Annotated in this window: 12 protein-coding genes; 6 read left to right on the forward strand and 6 right to left on the reverse strand. The window is 64.7% G+C overall.

Annotated features, from left to right (window positions below):
- Positions 1–95 precede the first annotated feature (95 nt).
- The 5 genes from QM672_RS22610 to QM672_RS22630 form a co-directional block, all read right to left on the reverse strand.
- Entirely contained in the window at positions 96–1,025 is a 930-nt protein-coding gene (locus tag QM672_RS22610) for an ABC transporter permease (RefSeq protein WP_415085276.1), read from the reverse strand.
- The gene (locus tag QM672_RS22615) at positions 1,022–2,569 is read right to left on the reverse strand and encodes a sugar ABC transporter ATP-binding protein (RefSeq protein ID WP_415085278.1); all 1,548 of its coding nucleotides are present in this window, start codon (positions 2,567–2,569) and stop codon (positions 1,022–1,024) included. Before QM672_RS22615 ends, QM672_RS22610 begins: the two co-directional genes overlap by 4 nt.
- Positions 2,566–3,456, reverse strand: a complete 891-nt coding sequence (locus QM672_RS22620; RefSeq protein ID WP_415085314.1) for a sugar ABC transporter substrate-binding protein — start codon at positions 3,454–3,456, stop codon at positions 2,566–2,568. Before QM672_RS22620 ends, QM672_RS22615 begins: the two co-directional genes overlap by 4 nt.
- An 85-nt stretch (positions 3,457–3,541) precedes the next feature.
- A complete protein-coding gene (locus tag QM672_RS22625; protein ID WP_415085280.1) occupies positions 3,542–4,993 on the reverse strand; it encodes a xylulokinase in 1,452 nt (483 codons plus the stop codon).
- 73 nt (positions 4,994–5,066) lie between these two features.
- The gene (locus QM672_RS22630) at positions 5,067–6,185 is read right to left on the reverse strand and encodes a lactonase family protein (protein ID WP_311938097.1); all 1,119 of its coding nucleotides are present in this window, start codon (positions 6,183–6,185) and stop codon (positions 5,067–5,069) included.
- 259 nt (positions 6,186–6,444) lie between these two features.
- Here QM672_RS22630 and QM672_RS22635 point away from each other — a divergent pair, with 259 nt between their 5' ends.
- The 6 genes from QM672_RS22635 (at position 6,445) to QM672_RS22660 (ending at position 12,617) form a co-directional block, all read left to right on the forward strand.
- Complete coding sequence (locus QM672_RS22635; RefSeq protein ID WP_415085282.1) at positions 6,445–7,182, forward strand: SDR family oxidoreductase; 738 nt, start codon at positions 6,445–6,447, stop codon at positions 7,180–7,182.
- 238 nt (positions 7,183–7,420) lie between these two features.
- The gene (locus tag QM672_RS22640; protein ID WP_394309257.1) at positions 7,421–9,016 is read left to right on the forward strand and encodes a CHAD domain-containing protein; all 1,596 of its coding nucleotides are present in this window, start codon (positions 7,421–7,423) and stop codon (positions 9,014–9,016) included.
- 123 nt (positions 9,017–9,139) lie between these two features.
- Positions 9,140–10,000: a D-amino-acid transaminase gene (locus QM672_RS22645; protein WP_415085285.1), complete on the forward strand. Its 861-nt coding sequence runs from the start codon at positions 9,140–9,142 to the stop codon at positions 9,998–10,000.
- Positions 10,001–10,229: 229 nt separating this feature from the next.
- Positions 10,230–10,487: an RNA chaperone Hfq gene (gene hfq, locus QM672_RS22650; RefSeq protein ID WP_068290859.1), complete on the forward strand. Its 258-nt coding sequence runs from the start codon at positions 10,230–10,232 to the stop codon at positions 10,485–10,487.
- Positions 10,488–10,537: 50 nt separating this feature from the next.
- On the forward strand, positions 10,538–11,899 hold the full coding sequence (hflX, locus tag QM672_RS22655) for a GTPase HflX (RefSeq protein WP_415085287.1): 1,362 nt from the start codon (positions 10,538–10,540) through the stop codon (positions 11,897–11,899).
- Positions 11,892–12,617, forward strand: coding sequence for a class I SAM-dependent methyltransferase (locus tag QM672_RS22660; RefSeq protein WP_415085289.1), 726 nt, complete (start codon positions 11,892–11,894; stop codon positions 12,615–12,617). Before hflX ends, QM672_RS22660 begins: the two co-directional genes overlap by 8 nt.
- A 13-nt stretch (positions 12,618–12,630) precedes the next feature.
- On the opposite strand, the gene QM672_RS22665 is transcribed toward QM672_RS22660, so the two are convergent.
- Complete coding sequence (locus QM672_RS22665) at positions 12,631–13,149, reverse strand: hypothetical protein (RefSeq protein WP_415085291.1); 519 nt, start codon at positions 13,147–13,149, stop codon at positions 12,631–12,633.
- Between the last annotated feature and the right edge of the window lie 95 nt (positions 13,150–13,244).

Raw genomic sequence — 13,244 nt, forward strand, 5'->3', positions numbered from 1 at the left:
GCAATCCAGCTTCTTTTTGCCGTGGTTTCTGGATAGCCGGGTCAAGCCCGGCTATGACAAATCGGGCGTTACCCATTCAGGGAACTGCATTATTTCTAATCTCGCAGCCGCCCGACATTGCGCACCAGCACGGCCGCCAGAATGATCAGGCCGGTCAGGATATCCTGCATGTAGTTGGGCACGCCGAGGATGGTGAGGCCATTCGCCACCACGGCGATGATCACAGCACCCAGCAGAGTGCCGAGGGCGTTGGCGTCGCCGCCACGAAAAGCCGTCATGCCGAGAAAGGCGGCGGCATAGGCCTGGAGCAGGAAGCCATTGCCGCCGGTCGGATGGGCGCTGCCCAGCCTCGCCGCCAATAGGAGGCCGACAAGCCCGGCGAACAGCGTGCAGATCGCAAAGCCGAGCACCGTGCTGCGCACGATCGGAACGCCGGTGAGGCGAGCCGCTTCACGGTTGCCGCCAATGGCCGCCATGCGCCGGCCGGGCTCGGTGAAATCCAGCAGGATGACGCAGATGGCCGTCATGGCGATGGCCCACAGCGTCAGTACCGGCACGCCTGCCAGCGTGCCGCGCCCGAGGTCGCGGAAGGTCGGTGGAATATTGCCGAACAGCGTGGCGCCGTCGCTGATCCAGAAGGTGAAGCCGCCGACCACCGTGCCGATGGCGAGGGTGGCGATGAAGCTCGGCACCCTCAGGCGCGAGACGAGATAGCCGCTGACGCAGCCGACGACCGCCGACGACACCAGCGTGGCAAGAATGGTGGCCGGAATGCCCCAGCCTTGCGCGAACAGGCTGACGGCCAGGATCCCGGCCCAGGACACCACTGCCCCGACCGAGAGGTCGAATTCCGACAGCACCATCACGCAGGTCGCGCCGAGAGCCACGATGGCGAGCAGCGAGGATTGCTGGGTGATGTTGATCAGATTGGAGGCCTGGGCGAAGGAACCCGGCGAAAGGGCCGAGAAAACCCCGACGATGACGAAAAGGCCGAGAAGCGTGCCGTAGCGGGCGGTAAAGTTCAAGCTGTCCTCCGGGAGTCCCGATGCGGTCTTGCCGTGCGAAAGGTCGCCGCGAGCACCTGCTGGCGGGTCAAGCCGGCGGCCGGAGCGTCCAGTGCGATCTCGCCCTTGGCCATCACCACGATGCGCCCGGCCAGCGCGAACAGTTCCTCGATGTCGCTGGTGGCGAACAGGATCAGCGTGCCGTCGCCGGCGAGCTCGCGGCAAAGGGCGTGGATCTCGGCCTTGGAACGGACGTCGACGCCCCGCGTCGGTTCGTCCAGCAGGAAGAGGCGCAGGCCCGGCCTGAACCATCGTCCGATCAAGATCTTTTGCTGATTGCCGCCGGAGAGAGTGGCGATGCGGTCGGCGAGGCGGCCATAGCGGACGGCAAGCCGATCCAGCATCGCGCTGGCCTTGCGTCGCAAGGTCGGCCAGGACAGGAGGGGCAGGCCGGCCACGGCCCGACCATCGGAAAGATGGGGGAGGGTGGCATTGTCCAGGATGGAGTGGTTGATCACCAGGCCGCTGCCGCGGCGGTCCTCCGGCGCAAACGCGACTCTTGCCCGAAGCCGGGAGGGGATGCCGGCCGGCGGCAAGGGCCGCCCGGCCAGAGATAGCCTGCCGCTCGCCCGCGGCATCGCGCCCCAGAGCGCCTTCAGCAGGCTGGAGCGCCCGCTGCCGACGATGCCGTACAAGCCGATGATTTCGCCGCCATGGGCGCTCAATTGCAGGGAGCCGTGCCGGGGCGAGGGGGAAAAGCCGTCGAGCTCGAGCAGCTTTTCGGCTCGCCTGGCCGCAGGCGGAAGGGCGTCGCGGAGTTGGGCGTCACCGGCCATCATCGCCACGACGGCGTCGGGCGTGGTTTCGGCGATCAGGCCTTGGCCGACGGTGACGCCGTTGCGCAATACCGTATAGTCCTGCGCGAGCTCGAAGACCTCCTCCATGCGATGGGAGACGAAGATCACGGCGCATCCCGCCTGCGCGAGAGTGACGACCACCTTTCTCAGGATCGCGGCTTCGCTTTCGCTCAAGGAGGCCGTGGGTTCGTCCAGCACCAGGATGCGCGCCTCGTCCATCAAGGCCCGCAAGATCTCGACCAGCTGGCACTGGCCCACCGAGAGATGGCGTACCGGGACGTCTAGCGGCAGGGCGATGCCGAGCCTGTCGCGGACAGCCGCCAGGCGGCGTTGCATGGCCTGCCGGTTGATCAGGCCGAAACGGCGCGGGTAGCGCCGGCCGACAAAGGCGTTCTCGGCCGCGGTGAAACCCGGTACCAGGTTGAGTTCCTGATGCACGAAGCGCAGACCCGCGGTCTCCGCCGCCCTGGGATCACGCGGAGCATGGAGCGCGCCGTCGAGCTGCATCGTACCACCATCGGGCTGATACACGCCCGACAGGCATTTGAGCAGGCTCGACTTGCCGGCGCCGTTCTCGCCCAGCAGGGCATGGATGCGTCCCGGCTTGACGTTGATGTCGACGCCATCGAGGGCATGTACGCCGCCGAAATGTTTCTTCAGGCCGGTGATCTCGAGCCGCGGAACAGCGCGGCCGGAGGGCTGGCTCATTGCGGACACGTCACGCCCAGGCTTGCCCGGTCGACGACCTTGGCCTCGACCTGGATTTCCTGTTTGCTGATGGGCTTGCCCTCCAGCACATTGGCGATTTCGGTCACGGCGCTATGGGCGATCCCCGGAAAGTCCTGGCGCACGGTCGCGACCAGGTCGGTGCATTGCTTGATCAGGTCGACGGCCTGCGGATTGCCGTCGATGCCGGCGATCACCATCCTGGAATCGGGCGCATCGCTCTGCTGGGCGAGGAGAGCCCCGATCGCCGGCTCGTCCCAGGCGGCCCAGACGCCGTCGATCTTGGTGCCGTGCTGGCGGATGAAGGTTTCCATGGCCAGGCGTGAATCGTCGATCGGTCCGGGGACCTTCACATAATGCTCGGCGATCACCTTGATGCCCGGATTGGCGGCCAGCGCCTTGTCGAGGGCGAGTTCGCGCTGATGCACGCCGGGATGGGCCGAATAGTAGAACTTGACGATATTGCCCTTGCCGCCCAGCTGCTTGAACAGCTTGTCCGACAGGATGGTGCCGAGGGCGAAATTGTCGGTGGCGATGCTGGCGGTCACACCGGGCGCCAGGGCGCCGTCGAGGGCGAAGACGGGAATCTTCTTGGCCGCCGCGGCGGCGACCTGGTCGGCGATCTGCTTGGGATCGACGCTGACCAGGACGACGGCTTTCACGCCGGCATTGGTGACGTCCTCGACCCGGCTTGCCAGCTGCTGAAGGTCACCGCGGGTATCGACGACATTGACGTTCCAGCCCTTGCCGGCGGCATCCTTCTTGAAGGTTTCGACGATCTCGTTGGTCGCGACCGAGCTGATATAGGGCGTCAATACGGCGATATCCTCGGCCTGGGCCGCGTTCGCGACGACGCTGGCCAAGGTCATGGCCAAGATTGAAACACCGATCTTCACGTGGATCCCCCGATAGCTTCGACCCGGGTCGGATCTCCCGGGCAGTTTCTTTGCGTTGCTATGGCATAGTCCGCGGCAGTTCGCGCGCGAAATCCGATGCGGCACGATAGCTGTGATAGCGCCGTTCCGCGGCTTCCGCGCGAGAAGGATGAGGCTCGACCGTGACACTGCCCGTCAATTGCTGCACCGGCTCGAAGCCAAGCCTGGGGGCGAGCATGCGATAAATGCCGAGCGCCGGCATCTCCTGGCTGGCAGCCGGCGCAATCACGGGCCGGTTCAGCACTTCGGCGAGGAAGCGTTGCTGCAACGGGCTGCGGGCGCCACCGCCGATCACCGTCAACGGCTGGCGCGGCAGGCCGGCGGCTTCCAGATTGTGGCGGATGGCAAAGGCGATACCTTCGAGCACGGCCCGGCACAGAGCACCCGGCCCGTGACCGCGATCAAGGCCGAGGAAAGCACCGCGAACCGCGCGATCCTCGAAGGGCGAACGCTCGCCGAAGAGATAAGGCAGGAACAGCGGATGGGAGGCGGCGCCACCAGCCGAGGCGTGATCGAGCAGCGTCTCCACCGGCAGGGATGTGATCTCGCTCAGCCAATCGAGCGCCGCGCCCGCGCACAGGAAGGGCGTGATGACGATCGCGCGGCTGCCCTCGACGGGGTCGGCCAGAGTATAGCTGTCGCGCGGCGGGCGGGCATCGGCAATATCCATGGTGCCGGCGACCCAGCCGGTCGTGCCGATATAGGCATAGGCCGTGTTGGGTGCATCGGCGAAGGCACCCCAGGTTGCGGCCGCGCCATCGCCGGCGCCATTGTAGACTGGGATGTCACGTGGCAGGCCGAGGGCGACGGCGCTTTCAGCGGCAAGCGGGCCGACGATTGCGTCTGCAGCCAGGATTTTCGGCATTTGCGCGGCTTTGACGCCGGCTGCCGCCAGCAGGGTTTCATCCCAGGCGCCGCTGACGATGTTGTAGAGCCCGGTCGTCGTCGCAGTGGTGGGATCGATGACGCTACGCCCGGTGAGACGCTTGATCACGGCATCCTTGGCCCCGAAGAGAAAACCGGTGACGGCGTCGAGCGGCGAGCCTGGAAGGAAGCGCTCGAGCCGCATCAGCTTGAGGATAGGATGGGCAGGATCAAGATGATTGCCGGTGCGCTGGCCGTAATCTCCGGGAAGCCGGTCGCGCAGGGCCGCCACTTCATGCTGGTCGAGCCGGCGATCGGAATAGAGTATCGCCGGGCCAATGGGCTCGCCCGTCGGGGAAAGGGCGATGAGGTTCTGCATCGAACCGGCCAGGCCGATCGCACAGACATCGGACCGGAAAGGCAGCTCGCTCACCGCCGCCTGAGCGGCGGTCCACCATTGGCGCGCATCCTGCTCGACGGACCCGTCCGAGAGGGTCTGCGTGGTCAGAGGCCGTGTCGCCGAGGCCACGGCCGTGCCGGTGCGGTCGTACAGTACCGCCTTGAGCGCGGTGGAGCCCACATCGAGAATGAGAAGCTTGTCGCCCACGTCTTGCTTCCAGGGGCTGCGGAGGCATCGCAAAGGGCGATGCGCTCCGTAATGCCGGCTTTTGGGAAATGCCTCAGGCTTCGTCGATCTGGAGGAAGGCCACGCAGGTCGGCGTGCCGGTCTGGATCTCGGTGCCGGTCGGGGTCAACTCGCCACTCTCCTTGTTGACGGCGAAGACGACGAGCTTGTCGCTGTTCTGGCTGGCCGCCACCAGGAAATTGCCCGAAGGGTCGATGGCGAAATGGCGGGGAAACTGCCCGCCGCAGGGTACGTTGTGCTCCAGCACCATGCCGCCTTCGCTGTCGAGGGCGATGACGCCGATCGTGTCGTGGCCGCGATTGCCGACATAGAGATAGGCGCCATCGGCCGAAATCGCGATTTCCGAGCAGAAGCTGCCCGATCCGGCTGATTCGGGCAGTGCCGAAATCGTGCTGACCAAGGTGAGCTTGGCCTGGTCCGCCTCGAAGGCGAAGGAGGATACGGTGGAGTCGAGCTCGTTGGCGACATAGAGCAGATTGCCGCGCGGATGGAAGACGAAATGGCGCGGACCGGCCCCGGCTGGGACGGAGGCGGCTCCGGCGCGGGTGATCGCACCGGTCTGGGCATCGAAGCGATAGACCACCAGCAGGTCGAGCCCGAGATCGGCAACCACGATATAGCGGTTATCGGGCGTGACGCGGACGCAATGGGGGTGAGGGCGCTCTTGGCGCTCCGGATCCGGTCCCGTGCCGGCATGGGTGGCGTCGCTGACGGCTGCTTTCAGCCCGCCATCCTCGCGGATCGGCAACACCGCGATGGCCTTGTTGGGCAGTTCGCCTTCCGCGGTCAGGCTGTAATTGGCGACGAGCAGGAAATTGGCGTTGCGGTCATGGCTGTTAAAGGCGGCGATGCTGCCCAGGGTCGGCTGTTTGTTGATATAGCTCAGCGTGCCGTCCGCGGGGTCGATGGCATAGGCCGAAACCGTGCCCTCGTTCCAGCCGAACACCTCGCTGTTGACATGCAGCACCTTGCGTTTGGCGTCGACGCCGATCCAGGTTGGGTTGTCGATACCCTCGATCAGTCCGACAGGTGTGATGGCACCGGTTGCCTGGTCGAAGGAGAAAGCGGAAATGCCCTTGGCGTTGTGGGTTGGGTAATATGGCGTTGGGCGCGTGGGGCCGCCGACATAAAGAAAAGTGCGCTGTCCGGACATAATCCCGCCTTGTCAGACTCAGAAACTCGATGCGGCGCCGACCATATGGGACAGGGATGGCCCGGGCAACCGGGCCCGGTCAGATTATACTCCCAAGGCGATGCGCGACGATTTGCGACGACCTTCGATTTGAATAATTCATACAAATGCAGCTATCAATCGGGAAGGGGCGCCGGTCCATTCAGGCAGGCGCGTCCCCAAGCAAAGCCGAGCACATGCAAAAGAGCCGGTTCGCCGGCGATCGACGACGGAGAGTGAAATGTCGCTACCCCTACAGGGCAAGACAGCCCTTGTCACCGCGGCCGCCCAGGGGATCGGCCGCGCCTCGGCGATAGCGCTGGCCCGCGCCGGCGCACAGGTGGTGGCCACCGACATTGCCGAAGACAAGCTGGCCGATCTCGCCGGGGTTGAAGGCATCGCCGTCGAACGGATGGACGTGCTGTCACCGGAGGCGATCGCCGCCTTTGCCGAACGTCATGGACCCCAGGCCGACATTCTCTTCAACTGCGCCGGCGTCGTCCACGCCGGCACCATTCTCGATTGCACGGAGAAGGACTGGAATTTCGCTTTCGATCTCAACGTCACCGCGATGTTCCGCATGATCAAGGCCTTCCTGCCGCATATGCTGCAGCGCGGCGACGGCAGCATCATCAACATGTCTTCGGTGGCTTCGTCGGTGAAGGGAATCCCCAACCGTTTTGCCTACCAGGCCTCGAAGTCCGCAGTGGTCGGCATCACCAAATCGGTGGCGGCGGACTATGTGAGCAAGGGCATACGCTGCAACGCCATCGCCCCCGGGACAGTCGAAAGCCCCTCCCTGCGCGAAAGGCTGGAGGCAACCGGCGACTATGAGGCGGCGCGTGCCGCTTTCGTCGCGCGCCAGCCGATCGGCCGAATCGGTCAGCCCGAGGAGATTGCCGATCTCGTCGTCTACCTCGCCGGTGCTACCTATACGACGGGACAGATCCACATCATCGACGGCGGCTGGACCGGTTGACGGGCGGGGCCTGGTACCCCGTCGAATGCGAACGGCAGCCCCCGCATTGCAGGCTCTGGTCATTCACATCGCTGGCGCGGGAAATGATTTGAACCACATTTGTCCACGGTGATGCGTGTTTCAGGGCTTGCCGGGCGGTAGTATGTGACAATTTGATCTGCCATAGCTCCACTTCGTCATCAAATCGTCATCAAAACGGGCGCGTCGGTCCGGTGACGACATTGCTCGGAGTAAAGACGTGGAAACAGGCAGTAGACCCGCACCGGCAGTGCCCGCACCGACCTTGCCGGCCCCGGCTGCCAATCGGGAAATCGAACTCAAGCTGCTGGCCCCCGCCGACAGCTTCGATTCTCTCGCTGCGGTTCCCGTCATTGCCCAGCATGCCCGCAATCGCGGCGTCTTTCGCAATTTCGAGAACGCCTATTACGATACGCCCGATCGCCAGCTCTATCGCAACAAGATCGCCCTCAGGGTACGCAAGAGCGGCAAGAGCTTTATCCAGACGCTCAAACGCCCGGCCGACGGCACCAATCCCCTGGCGCGCCATGAATGGGAAGTGCCCGTACCGAGCCTGGAGCCGGATCTGGCCCTCTTGCCGCCCGAAGCCCTGGAGATCGGCATGGACGGCGTCGGCAACGGCGTGCTCGAGGCCGTCTTCGTCACCAAGTTCCGCCGGCGTATCCAGGCGCTCGACCTGCCGGCCGCCAAACTGGAACTTGCCTTCGATCAGGGTGAGATTCGGGCCGGTGAGCGCCGCGAGGCCATCAGCGAGCTCGAACTGGAGCTCAAGGGCGGAGACGCGGGTGCCCTCTATGACGTCGCCCTGGCCCTGCTCGATGTCGCGCCCCTTCGCGTAGGTACGCTGGCCAAGGCCGATCGTGGCTATAAGCTCGCCTATGATCCGCCGGCCGAGGGCGTGCGGGCTGCCAAGGGCAGCATCGGCGCCGCCGACAATGTCGACGAGATCGTCGCCAAGCTGCTCGGTGACTGCCAGCGCCACATGGTCGCCAATCAGGCCGTGGTGGAGGAGGGCAGGACGCCGGAAGGTGTGCACCAGATGCGGGTGGCGTTGCGACGCATGCGCACCGCCATTTCGATTCTCCAGCGCCAGATCGGCTCACCGACGCTCGCGCTGCTGGCGGTGGAGGCCAAGTGGCTGGCGTCGACGCTCGGGCCCGTGCGCAATTGGGACGTGCTGGTGGTGGATACCATTCCCGGCATCGAGACACATTGCCCCGACGAGAAGGCCTTTGCGGCGATGCGGGCTCATGTCGAGCCGAGGCGGCTGCATGGCTATCAGCATCTGCGCGAACTGTTCGCCGGTGCCCGCTACAACCGTTTCCTGCTGACGCTCGGGCGCACCGTCGAAAGGCGCGCCTGGCGCAATGATATCGCCAGCGGCTCGCTTGGCATCCTGGCGGAGACCGCCGAGCAATTCGCTCGCCAGGCGCTGGAACGGCTGCATCGCCGTGCCCTGAAAGGGGGAAAGCATTTCAGGCGGCTTGAGCCGGTGGCTCAGCATGAGTTGCGGCTCGTGCTCAAGAAGCTGCGTTACGGTGCCGAGTTCTTCCGGGGTGTCTTTGACACCAAGGAAGAGGCGCAGCGTTATCTTGCCCGGCTGGCTGACCTCCAGGAAGGGCTCGGTCTGGCCAATGATGCGGCGACGACGGGCGGTCTGCTGGCCGTGCTCACGGACGAAGCGCAGGATGCCGCCCTGCATCGTGGCGCCGGCCTGGTCACCGGCTGGCAGGCTCGCGACAAGGAAGTCGCTGCCGGTTCGCTGCACAAGCTCTGGAAGCGTTTTGCCCAGGGCGCGCCCTTCTGGCTGGCGTGACGGCTGATCGCGGGTTGTCACTGGCCTCAATCTGCGGCACACCGTCTGGGTTGCCAAATCTTGGCCGAGTCTTGGCGGCAGCCCTTGCCGCCCAATCCCGGTCGAAGCTTGCCTGAGGCCATCATGAGCCGCACCGCCTATGTGAACGGGGTCTATGTGCCGCTGCGCGACGCCTGCGTGCATGTCGAGGATCGTGGCTTCCAGTTTGCCGACGGGGTCTATGAGGTCTGCGAGGTTTTCGGCGGCCGGCTCATCGACGAGACCCGGCATCTTGCCCGGCTCAAGCGGTCCCTCTCGGAGCTGGGCATCGGCATGCCTGTCGGGGAGGGGGCGCTCAAGGTGATCCTGCGCGAGACCGTCCGGCGCAACCGTGTCCGCGACGGCCTAGTCTATCTCCAGGTCACGCGCGGAGCGGCCAGACGCGATTTCGTGTTTCCGGCAGCTGATACGCCGCCTACTTTGGTGGTGACCGCCCGTTCCGTCGACCGCAGCAAGGCCGAGGCGGGTGCTGCCAACGGCATTTCGGTAATCAGCCTGCCGGATAATCGCTGGGAACGGGTCGACATCAAGTCCACGGGCCTTTTGCCCAATGCGCTGGCACGGCAACGGGCCAAGGAGCGCGGCGCCAAGGAGGCCTGGTTCGTCGACAAGGACGGCTATGTCACCGAGGGGGCGGCCAGCAATGCCTGGATCATCACCCGCGAAAATACGCTGCTGACCCGCCCGGCCGAGAGCGGCATTCTGCGGGGCGTGACCCGAACCACGCTGTTGGACCTCGCCCGGCGCGATAATCTGCTGATCAGCGAACGGCCCTTCACGCTGGCGGAAGCCAAGGCCGCGAAGGAAGCCTTCGTGACCGCGGCGACGGCATTGATCATGCCGGTCGTGCGTATTGACGATACGGTGATCGGTGACGGTAAGCCGGGGGCTCTCACCACGCGTTTGCGCGCACGGTTCCATGAGGTGGCCGAGCATTCACTTTAGTTTATGGTATACCATTGTTGCTTGACAGATGATGGCTTGGGGCCCATCTGCGATCATTCCGACAGATTGGGCGGAATGACGCGTGGCGATTGCAAACTTTTGCTTGCGCGACGCAGCATCCCCGTCGACTATGTAGGATGATTGCATGAAAGGCAGGCGCGTCAGCGTTGGCTGATTTTGCTTGTGAATGTCCGCGGACCAACCGCGGTCAAGGAGTTTCGGGGGTATTATGGCGGCGGAGCGCACCCAAAATCTACAGGACACGTTTCTCAACAATGTCCGCAAGAACAAGATCCCGCTCACGATCTTCCTGGTGAATGGTGTGAAGTTGCAAGGCGTTGTGACCTGGTTTGACAATTTTTGCGTGCTTTTGCGCCGCGACGGTCATTCCCAGCTGGTCTACAAGCACGCGATTTCGACGATCATGCCGGGCCATCCCGTCCAACTCTTCGAAGGCGGTGAGATCGAGGGCGCGGACAAGCTTTGATTCTTGCCGTACCGGCGGTGGCGGGGGCAACCCCGCCCGAAAGTTGACGTTTGACAGCAAATACTCTCAAGGATCCGGCGCATCGCATCGATGCGCATGAGCTGGAAGTTGCTTCCGGCACAAGAACTTATGTCGTCGCCCCGGTGCTGTCGCGCCGGAGCGAGAACGACTTCGTGCGATCACCCGAAGCCAAGCTCGAAGAGGCCGTCGGCCTTGCTGGCGCCATCGATCTCAATGTGGTCGGTGCCGTCGTGGTCGCGCTCGGCGAAATCAGGCCCTCGACCTATATCGGCAAAGGCAAGGTCGAGGAGATCAAGGCGGTCGTCGAGGCTGAGGATATCACCCTCGTGCTGATGGATTGCGCCCTGTCGCCCGTGCAGCAGCGCAATCTGGAAAAGGCCTGGGGCGCCAAGGTGATCGACCGCACCGGCCTCATCCTCGAAATCTTCGGCCGGCGCGCGCGCACCAAGGAAGGTACGCTGCAGGTCGAGCTCGCCCATCTCAACTATCAGAAGGGTCGCCTGGTCCGATCCTGGACCCATCTCGAACGCCAGCGCGGCGGCGGCGGCTTCCTCGGCGGTCCGGGTGAAACCCAGATCGAATCCGACAGGCGCCTGCTGCAGGATCGCATCGTGAAGCTGGAGCGCGAGCTCGAGCAGGTGAAACGCACCCGTTCCCTGCATCGCATCAGCCGGCGCAAGGTGCCTTATCCGATCGTGGCGCTCGTCGGCTATACCAATGCCGGCAAGTCGACCCTGTTCAACCGGCTGACCCGCGCCGAGGTGCTGGCCGAGGACATGCTGTTCGCCACGCTGGATCCGACGCTACGGGCACTCAAGCTGCCGCATGGCACCAAGGCTATCCTGTCCGATACGGTGGGGTTCATCTCCGAATTGCCGACCATGCTGGTGGCGGCCTTCCGCGCCACGCTGGAAGAGGTGTTGGAGGCGGATGTCATCCTGCATGTGCGCGACATCTCCCATGGCGACACCGAAGCCCAGGCGGGCGACGTGCGCTCCATCCTGCACAGCCTCGGCATCGAGGAGGGGACGAGGCAGACGGTGATCGAGGTCTGGAACAAGGTCGATCTCCTCGAAGAGCCGGCGCGCGACGCGTTGCTGACGGCCTCCCGGCGCGAAGGCGGGAATCGGCCCGTGGTGGTCTCGGCCGTGACCGGGGAAGGGCTGCCGGCGCTGCTCGACCGGGTCGAGGCGGTGGTTGCCGCCGGACGGCTGACACTCGCCATCGACATCCCTCCCGCGGATGGAGCAGGCCTTGCCTGGCTGCATGCCAACACCGACGTGCTGGCCCGCGAGACCGACGAGGATGGCGTCACCCATGTCTCCGTGCGCGTGGCCCCGGAACGCGCCGACCAGGTCAGGCGGCGGTTCGGGATCGCAGCCGTTGAATGAGCTGAGTGCGCATTACACCGATCCGCGCCTGGTGGATCTCTACGACATGCAGAACCCGTGGGGACCGGACAGCGACTTCTACCTCGCCTTGGCAGGTAGACCGGCGCTCGCCATCCTCGATATCGGATGCGGAACCGGGATGATGGCGACAGCCTTTGCCCGGCAGGGGCATGCAGTCACCGCTGTCGACCCGGCCGCAGCCATGCTGGACGTGGCACGGTCGCGTCCGCAGGGGCAACTGGTGCGGTGGGTTCACGGACTGGTCGGAGAGGTCCAGGGAAGTTTCGACCTCGCCGTGATGACCGGGCACGCGTTCCAGGTTCTGCTCGACGACGAGACCACGCTGGCCTTCCTGCGGGCCGTGAAACAAAGGCTGTCGCCGGGCGGGCGCTTCGCGTTCGAGACGCGCAATCCCGACGCGCGGATCTGGGAAGAATGGGCGAAGCCGCTGGTGGGGAGTTCCGTGGCGGGGGCCACCGAAACGGCGCATGTCGATATCGAGAAACAGGGCGAGCTGGTATCTTTTCGTTCCATCTATCGCTTCGATGATGGAACGGAGGTCTCCAGCCGCAGCACCTTGCGCTTCGCGTCCCAGGCGACGATTTCTGCTCTTGCCGAGAAGGCCGGATTTTCTCGCCAGATCTGGTACGGCGATTGGGATCGTCAGCCCGTAGAGGCGGGTAGCCGGGAGCTCATCCTGGTTGCGGGTTTTGCCTAGTCCGAACCTGCCTTCAACACGGGCCAGGCCGCAATGTCTGCGGACCGGTGATAGTGCAATGGCAATCGGATCCATCCCAATGGACACTGTGCGACACCCATGAGGGACGCCGCCCGCAGGCATCGACCGGCGGCGAGCAGGAAGGGCAGACGAAGGCCCCCGAGTTGTTCATGGTGATGTCACCCGCCCCGTCTGCAGGCGTGGCGGTGATACCGAAATCTCCGGTGCGATAGAGAAAGACCTTCATCTGCCCGCGGCCGTCCAGTCCCTTCCAGCCATAGATTGCTCGGGGTGTTTCCAGATCGGTTTCGACGGCAAGAAGCTTGCCACCGGAGCCGGCCGCCTTCTGCAGGCTGGCGAAGTCACGGATTTCTCGCAAGGTGGTGATCCAGCCCCTCGTCATGGCGACGTTCGTTTCGGGCTGTCCGGGATCGCGAGGGGGCCACGGCGCCAGCTCCGACGAGAGCGCCGGTAGAGCCAGGCAGATCGTCAGAATGATGGTTCCCGCCGAACCCGCGACCGGTCTCGACATCGAAGGCCCTCCACACACGGCGTGCGACGACAGCACGACTATGGCGCTTGGCGGTGTCGAGCGTCAAATCGAGAGGTGAACTGGAGCCAGTCGGC

The organism is Labrys sp. (in: a-proteobacteria) (assembly GCF_047605565.1).
GTDB classification, from domain to species: domain Bacteria; phylum Pseudomonadota; class Alphaproteobacteria; order Rhizobiales; family Labraceae; genus Labrys; species Labrys neptuniae.

Bases quoted from the DNA above. Each gene is read 5' to 3' on its own strand.
- QM672_RS22615 (WP_415085278.1), bottom strand. From the start codon at position 2,569: ATGAGCCAGCCCTCCGGCCGCGCTGTTCCGCGGCTCGAGATCACCGGC.
- QM672_RS22620 (WP_415085314.1), bottom strand. From the start codon at position 3,456: ATGACCTTGGCCAGCGTCGTCGCGAACGCGGCCCAGGCCGAGGATATC.
- QM672_RS22630 (WP_311938097.1), bottom strand. From the start codon at position 6,185: ATGTCCGGACAGCGCACTTTTCTTTATGTCGGCGGCCCCACGCGCCCA.
- QM672_RS22635 (WP_415085282.1), top strand. From the start codon at position 6,445: ATGTCGCTACCCCTACAGGGCAAGACAGCCCTTGTCACCGCGGCCGCC.
- QM672_RS22645 (WP_415085285.1), top strand. From the start codon at position 9,140: ATGAGCCGCACCGCCTATGTGAACGGGGTCTATGTGCCGCTGCGCGAC.
- hfq (WP_068290859.1), top strand. From the start codon at position 10,230: ATGGCGGCGGAGCGCACCCAAAATCTACAGGACACGTTTCTCAACAAT.
- QM672_RS22665 (WP_415085291.1), bottom strand. From the start codon at position 13,149: ATGTCGAGACCGGTCGCGGGTTCGGCGGGAACCATCATTCTGACGATC.